Source organism: Synechococcus lacustris str. Tous, from assembly GCF_003011125.1.
GTDB lineage: Bacteria > Cyanobacteriota > Cyanobacteriia > PCC-6307 > Cyanobiaceae > Synechococcus_D > Synechococcus_D lacustris.
This window is the reverse complement of the sequence record NZ_PXVC01000105.1, coordinates 1-4,944: the sequence shown is the minus strand read 5'-3', so window position 1 is coordinate 4,944 and position 4,944 is coordinate 1. Positions and strand designations below refer to the sequence as shown.

At 55.5% G+C, this 4,944-nt stretch carries 6 protein-coding genes; 2 read left to right on the top strand and 4 right to left on the bottom strand.

Going from position 1 to position 4,944, the window contains the following annotated elements:
* Positions 1-758 precede the first annotated feature (758 nt).
* Together C7K08_RS12640 and C7K08_RS12635 are read right to left on the bottom strand one after the other, a co-directional pair.
* Positions 759-1,346, bottom strand: a complete 588-nt coding sequence (locus C7K08_RS12640; protein ID WP_106500936.1) for a mobile mystery protein B — start codon at positions 1,344-1,346, stop codon at positions 759-761.
* The gene (locus C7K08_RS12635; protein ID WP_241537257.1) at positions 1,343-1,774 is read right to left on the bottom strand and encodes a helix-turn-helix domain-containing protein; all 432 of its coding nucleotides are present in this window, start codon (positions 1,772-1,774) and stop codon (positions 1,343-1,345) included. The genes C7K08_RS12640 and C7K08_RS12635 overlap by 4 nt, the downstream gene beginning before the upstream one ends.
* Before the next feature lie 282 nt (positions 1,775-2,056).
* Here C7K08_RS12635 and C7K08_RS12630 point away from each other — a divergent pair, with 282 nt between their 5' ends.
* Both C7K08_RS12630 and C7K08_RS12625 read left to right on the top strand, forming a co-directional pair.
* The gene (locus C7K08_RS12630) at positions 2,057-2,293 is read left to right on the top strand and encodes a FitA-like ribbon-helix-helix domain-containing protein (RefSeq protein ID WP_106500938.1); all 237 of its coding nucleotides are present in this window, start codon (positions 2,057-2,059) and stop codon (positions 2,291-2,293) included.
* On the top strand, positions 2,280-2,702 hold the full coding sequence (locus C7K08_RS12625; RefSeq protein ID WP_106500937.1) for a type II toxin-antitoxin system VapC family toxin: 423 nt from the start codon (positions 2,280-2,282) through the stop codon (positions 2,700-2,702). Before C7K08_RS12630 ends, C7K08_RS12625 begins: the two co-directional genes overlap by 14 nt.
* A 386-nt stretch (positions 2,703-3,088) precedes the next feature.
* Here the strand turns inward: C7K08_RS12625 and C7K08_RS12620 are convergent, their stop codons facing one another.
* Positions 3,089-3,697 (bottom strand): hypothetical protein, encoded by a 609-nt coding sequence (locus C7K08_RS12620; RefSeq protein WP_133165264.1) that lies wholly within the window; start codon positions 3,695-3,697, stop codon positions 3,089-3,091.
* A gap of 467 nt (positions 3,698-4,164) precedes the next feature.
* Positions 4,165-4,845 carry a hypothetical protein gene (locus C7K08_RS12605; protein WP_106500931.1) on the bottom strand — a complete coding sequence of 227 codons (681 nt, stop codon included), beginning with the start codon at positions 4,843-4,845 and terminating at the stop codon, positions 4,165-4,167.
* Positions 4,846-4,944: the final 99 nt, after the last annotated feature.

Genomic DNA, 4,944 nt, shown 5'->3' with positions numbered 1-4,944 from the left:
CACCAGGGCAGTTGAGTTTGGTTGGTTGGGCCCTAGCAGCAGTAGATGGCAGCAGCAACAGGCCTAGTAGCAATAGCGTTTTCATAGATCCTTTAGCCCCTTGAGCAGCGTACGGCTAGTTGCTGGTGGGGTAGKGGGAGCGCAAAGGTAACCAGAGGTTTCAATCCTTRCCGAGCCATGACCATGGCCRATGCAATGGGAACSCCATCAGTGGTTGCARGTGCTGTTTTGRSCGCAATTTGACCGCAGGTTCGAATCCTGTCGCCCCGACTGACTTTTCACCGATTGGACTAAGGCCATGGCTTAGTTAATTTAGCCCCGGCTGTTATTGCCCTGAAAGCTGTTGATGCAGGCTCTGCTGCTGAGCCATCCGCTTATGGACTTGCTTGCCATAGGGGTGATTAAGCCAAGTGCAATTCAGCGATCAATTGCCTGAGGCTCATGGGTTGGCTTTATTTGCGCAGGAATAGGCAAGGGCTCGGCGTAGAACCCGATGAATGGATCGCCGAACGTAGTGAGAGCGATAAAATGAGGAGGGCTCAAGCAAGCTGAGTTACAGCAAGCAATCCTCATACGTATTTAACGAAAGCAAAGGTTGCTCCATTAAGCCCCCAAGGATTTGATTAACAGGGGTGACAACTTTGTTGGCAGAGGGGGCCCTCCCCATCAACGCGGGCGAATGCCTGGCTACCGCAGCCGCGGGGAAGTGGCCCTGCCTTCCACCCCCAAATAACCGCCCTCCGCTCTGGGGTGTCTGCTCAGGTCGCTCGCGCAAAGGCGAGTAGGGAGCTGACGTCGCCTCGGTCGGCCTGCTGGAKAGCGGCGATGTATTGCTGGCGCAGGCCTGAGGTATCCACGAGGGAGCTGCTKCCTCCCCAGGAGAAGCGARGTGCCCCCAGCTGCTCGATCAAGACATCAGCGATCAGGCGCGCATKGCGGCCGTTGCCATTGGGGAAGGGGTGGRTGGAAACCAGYCGGTGATGGAAACGGATGACGATTMGRTCCACCGGATCCACMTGGTGYTCCACCTGAAAGGCGATGTCGGCCAGCAATGCCGGCACAAGCATCCGGATCTGGCGCCAGTCGGCACCRATGCTCTTGTCGCTGCTGCGGTACTGACCGGCCCAGCGCCAGCTCTGGCCGAACATTTCRCGATGCAGACGCCGCAGCCAGCTCTCTTCCAGCGGCYGGGGCCGACGCTGGCGGGACAGCCAGAGCAGGGCGGCCTCGATGTTTTGTTGTTCCCATTCGTTGAGTTGGCTGCGGCTCACCAGATGAGAGGGCAGCAGTCCTTCCATCTCCTCGCCATCCAGCGATGTCGCCCCGGCCGGTAGGCCGTCGTTCAATCCCACAGCCGGGTGCCGCTGGTGTGGAGGATCTCCAGGGCCATGGCCTCAAGCCGCTCATTCGCCGCGGCAGAGGGAGACGCAACTGGCTGGGCCTCAAGCGCCATCGTTCGGCCGGCGCGCTGCTGCCACTGCTGCGCCAGGTGTAGGGCCTGCTGCCATCTCATCTCACGCAACGGGCGCCTGGGCACGAGGGCGTACTGCAGATCACAGTCGAGGGCCTCGGCCACCCGCCGCAGGGTGCCGAGTGTGATGGCATCGACCGCTTCTGCCTGCTCAAGCTTGCGCGCCCCAGAAGCCGTCACGCCAAGTCGTTCTGCCAGTACGCCGGAGGTCATTCCCAGGGCCTCGCGGATGGCCCGCAGCCAGCCCGCCGGCGGACGCGGCGGCAGCGGATGACTCGCTGCGTCCTGCAGGACCGCATCCATCTGGGCCAGCCTTAGCTCTTTGGCATTCATGGTGGATGGGAGCGATCTGTCTCAACAAGGTGCACTAAAAGCAACCTATCACTCTTGTTCATTGCCAGTCAAAGAGAGTGATACATTGCTTAGTGGTTCGAGTACGGGAACGATAGGTTGCCCGGCGTGTCTTTGAACCTGCTTCTGCGGCCTGGCCGCAGAGCGGCTCCGGTAACTGTCAGGAAAGGTGCCGGCAGCATCCGCCACATCAAATAATACCGATAGCATTGCTATCAACGAATGGAGGGTGCTATGGCTGATCTTCTGGTACGCGGCGTTGATGACGACCTCGTGCAGGCGCTCAAGAAAAGGGCCGGGGCCCATGGCCGCAGCCAGGAAGCAGAACTACGGGTAATTCTTGCCTCTGTTCTGCTCAGCCCACCGCGGCGCAACCTGGCGGAATTACTGGCTGCCATGCCGGATGTTGGGGTGGACGCCGATTTTCAGCGCCAGAGCGATCATGCGGCGGCGCCTGATGTTTTTAATTGACACCAACGTGATCAGTGAGGGCCGCAAAGGACGCCGCGCTGATTCGGGTGTGCAGGGCTTTTGGGCAGCTGCAGCCCAAGGCAACACCCCACTATTTCTGGCTGCGGTCACCATCGGTGAGCTGCGCCGCGGCGTGGAGTTGATCCGCCACCGTGGGGATCAACCGCAAGCAGAGCGGCTGGAGCAGTGGCTAGCTGAGGTATTGCAGACCTACGGCGATCGGGTGCTCGATCTTGATGGCGATGCAGCCCAGATTTGGGGGCGACTGCGGGTGCCCAATCCCCACAACGCCATTGATAAGCAGATTGCTGCCATCGCCCTGCTGCACGATCTCACCGTGGTTACGCGCAACATCGATGACTTCGCCAGCTGCGGAGTGCGGCTGCTGAATCCGTTTCAGGGTTGTTGATGGCATCTCGGTATTTTGAGCAAAAGCCAGTTGCTGCGTTATTCAGGTATTTCTTACTTACTTAGGCGGCTCATCATTACGCATATCAGCTTGCACAGCACTATCAAGAACACAAAGTTGCAAGAAGTCATTGGACTGATTAGTTAAACCCCCAAGGATTGAATTGATAAACGTCAATTCCCCTAGTACTGGGATGCGCTGCGTTTACATCCAGCGCATCTTTCCGATTATTACTAACAGCATAAATCCAGTAACTATTTGAGATAATAATATCAACAATAACGCTTTACGCATCCATCGCAAACTAGTGATACTAACTAAGGTCATTCCTTTAGCTTTGGCGACAGATCTTGGCTTTGAAGTATTAAATGTTGGTAGTGAGATCATCAGAAAGGTGCTTCTTCGCTGCCGAACTCGTCTACGTAACCGCTGGTCCAGCTTGGGTTCGCCCCAGTGGGGTTGGCGGTGCTTACTGAATATCCATCTTGTTCATAAAAACCTGCAGTTGCATCTTCTTCTTCTCGGGCGACATATTTCAAGACTTGAGCAGCTTTTACCTGCAGGCTGAGGCCGGTGCCTTCAGGCCTTTCCCATCCGTAGGTAGTGAACTTGATGATCATTTCACTGCCGTTTCCGATCGCCTTGCCGTCCCATGGCTGCCGTTTTGAGTCGATCAGCTGAGGCCCGGTTGCTTTGCTTCCGTCTTCCCTCACAAATTCCTGGGTCTTGAATTTGACGATTACTTGGCTGGGGTTTTCTTTATCTGCTTTCCAGGGCTGGCCTTTGTCTGACCTCTTTTTCTTTGTGCCGTGGGTGTCGGTAAAGATCTGATCCAGCTTGTCGATGAATGCTTTGTGTTTGGGCGTGGTGTTTGGGCTTAGCACTAGGTCAACTGACCAGGCATTCGGTTTGCTGGGATCCATCTGGGGCCGGGCATTGATTAGCTGCGCCCAAATGACAGGGGCTTGAGGCGTAAAAAAGGTTTCGGAGGCCATTGTGGAAATTAAGGGTTTATGGGATTAAGGGTTTAAGGCCCGCACCAAGGCGGACGAGGTGGTGGATGGCCCCAGATCTAGTGAGTCCGTGGGCGGCCATTGCTGCCATTACTGCTTCCAATGCGTCTTGGTGCAGGCAAACCATCAGGTGTGTGCTGGGGCGCTTCTTGGCTGGACGGCCATAAGGGAGAACCACAGAAGGATGAGCACTGATTGGCTCTGGATTGGGAGCCCGACTCATGGGACCCAATCGCTGATTTTTGCAGCTATGAAGTTTGGTAGTAGATCCGCCAGCTCAGCTCTTACTCGCTCAAGTGTGTCTACATTCCGGCTGGTAGCAAGAAGTTGCCCCGCCAAGATGCGGCTTGCGCCTGCTTGCGTAAGCCGGTTCAGGATGTCCTGCTGGTGATCAGAAACCAGCGCCAGCCCATTAATTGCATTCTGGATAAGTTGAGCGTTGCTATTGTTCATTCGGCGACTCCGCCGGAAGACTCGACCGTGAACCGATCAATGAACTGCAGATGCTGCAGTTCGGTAATCAAAGGGATCAGACTTTTCTCTGAGCCAGGAACTTTGAAGGCACTACGGAAATGGTCTGTAAACACCTTACGTGCGTGGGCATTGAGCATCTTCACCATTTGTATTGCGGCTAACTTTTGCTGCTCGCTAAGCAGCGCGGTTGGCCTATCAGATTCAGTCCCCATTGGGGCAGCGCCTTGAACTGCTGTGATCTGCTTTTCAGAGTCTGGTCTTGCTACTGGCTTAGCTGCTTCCTCCTTGAGGTTTAGCTCCGGATGCTTTYGTGATTCCGGCCCCTCATCGATATGTATGGCCCTGTGGGGCTGGTTAGCAGCTAACAACGGAAAGCCGAGTAGGTGATTTAGTAAATCGCCACAGTCATCGCCATAGGCAGCTTCTTCTGCGCCACCTACGTGGCGCAGTATTACCTCCCAAGGCTGCTCGATAGGTGGCCTTGATGGCCGGAGAATCCAGGAGAATCCATGCTTATTGGCGCAGGCTAATAAAGCAGGAACGCAAGTAATTCCGTGGCTGTTGCTTTGAAGCTGTGATAGTGCTGAGCTGAATTCGCAGTCGGCATTAAATGCCCGAAGAGCTAACTCCGTAGAGATGTTTTGCGTGTAACTCATTGCCGGATGTGTTGCATATATGGGTCACTCGGGCACCTTAGTCATTCGGTATACCGATTAGCAACGGCACCTTAGTCATTCGGTATACCGATTAGCAAC

Excerpts from the sequence above, each read along its gene's own strand:
- C7K08_RS12635 (WP_241537257.1), bottom strand. The coding sequence starts at position 1,774 with ATGGATGCGGTCCTGCAGGACGCAGCGAGTCATCCGCTGCCGCCGCGT.
- C7K08_RS12630 (WP_106500938.1), top strand. The coding sequence starts at position 2,057 with ATGGCTGATCTTCTGGTACGCGGCGTTGATGACGACCTCGTGCAGGCG.
- C7K08_RS12625 (WP_106500937.1), top strand. The coding sequence starts at position 2,280 with ATGTTTTTAATTGACACCAACGTGATCAGTGAGGGCCGCAAAGGACGC.
- C7K08_RS12620 (WP_133165264.1), bottom strand. The coding sequence starts at position 3,697 with ATGGCCTCCGAAACCTTTTTTACGCCTCAAGCCCCTGTCATTTGGGCG.